Annotated in this window: 1 protein-coding gene and 1 pseudogene; both read left to right on the plus strand. The window is 45.9% G+C overall.

What is annotated here, in order from left to right:
• A partial coding sequence (gene rnz, locus GRP75_RS26825) for a ribonuclease Z (RefSeq protein ID WP_160790875.1) occupies positions 1-830 on the plus strand: 830 nt, incomplete at its 5' end.
• A gap of 465 nt (positions 831-1295) precedes the next feature.
• Positions 1296-1433: pseudogene (locus tag GRP75_RS26830) on the plus strand (TIGR01457 family HAD-type hydrolase); the annotation flags it as partial.

Here is a 1433-nt window from a genome sequence, read left to right on the forward strand (position 1 = left end):
GGCTGTTCGACTGTGGCGAAGGCACTCAACAAGAGGTATTGCGTTCGCCGCTCAAACTAAGCAGACTTGAAAAAATATTTATCACCCATTTGCATGGGGATCATCTTTTCGGTCTGCCGGGACTGCTGTCGAGCAGGGCGTATCAGGGGGGAACGACACCACTGACGGTATATGGACCGCCTGGAATCCAGCAATATATCGAGCTATCTTTAGGGATCAGCCAATCGCGTATCAATTACCAACTACATATTGTGGAGCATACGGGCGGGGTTCTGTTTGATGACGGTCAATTCCGGGTGGAGTCAGCTTTACTGGATCATCGGATCGACAGCTATGGCTACCGAGTTGTAGAGATGGATAAGCCCGGTAAGCTTAACCAAGAGCTGTTGGAGCGATATGGTATTAAGCCCGGCCCGGTGTACGGTAAGTTAAAGCGTGGGGAAAGCGTGGAGGTAGAAGGTGGAGTTATTTTGCATCCTCAGGATGTACTGGGTTCGCCGAAAAAAGGGCGTATCATCACGATTTTAGGGGATACGAGACCTTGTCCGAATACGGTAGTGCTGGCTCAAGATGCAACTGTCGTCGTTCATGAAGCCACTTTTCTGCATGAACTGTCAGATACAGCATACGAGTATCATCATAGTACGGCGCTTCAAGCAGCGGAAGCTGCAAAAGCCGCAGGTGCGGGTCAGCTAATCATGACGCATTTTAGTTCTAGGTATAAAGATCAGGAGCAGCTTCAGCCATTGCTGGAGGAAGCGCGAAGCATATTTCCCAATTCATTGCTTGCGGAGCAGCATGTGTTGTTATCGGTACCTGATATCGGTTAATAAACGATTGGAGAAGATATGTGCATGGGTGCCGGGGCAAGCCCCGGTGCCTTTGTTTTTCACCCAAATTATTTTCCGGGAAAGCGCAGGATGCGACAAGAGATGAGAACCCGTACACGGTGGTAGGGGATGAATTTGTTCTACCACATATAGAGGCGTGTCATATTCGAGTTTCTATATATCGAATTTAAAGGATTTTATGTCTTGAGCATGATCAGTAAATACAGGAGATTTCCTTTGAGGAAATAGCTCCTTCGATGGATTTCGACGAAGAAGTGAACTTATGTCATGTGTAAAGCGACGGCTTTTAGCGAGGAATGGCGCCATTTTGGAGGGTTTACCAGCAATTCATGGACTTCATAAGCATTTTTGACTTAAGATAGATGAGATGAATGGAGACGGCCGATTATTTAATGACCTGAATAATTAAGGTGGTTAAATAAGAAGGAGAACATCGTTCATGGGATGAATTATAATTTTCAATGCTCTGATGTGAATGGATTTGAAGTGGGGGAGGGGATTGCGATAAAATCGTTACTAATTGATCTGGATGGAACACTTTATCATGGAAATCGGATGATCAAGGGTGCGGATCTGTTCATA

Origin of the sequence: Paenibacillus sp. OT2-17, from assembly GCF_009827695.1 — a bacterium.
Taxonomy (GTDB): domain Bacteria; phylum Bacillota; class Bacilli; order Paenibacillales; family Paenibacillaceae; genus Paenibacillus; species Paenibacillus polymyxa_B.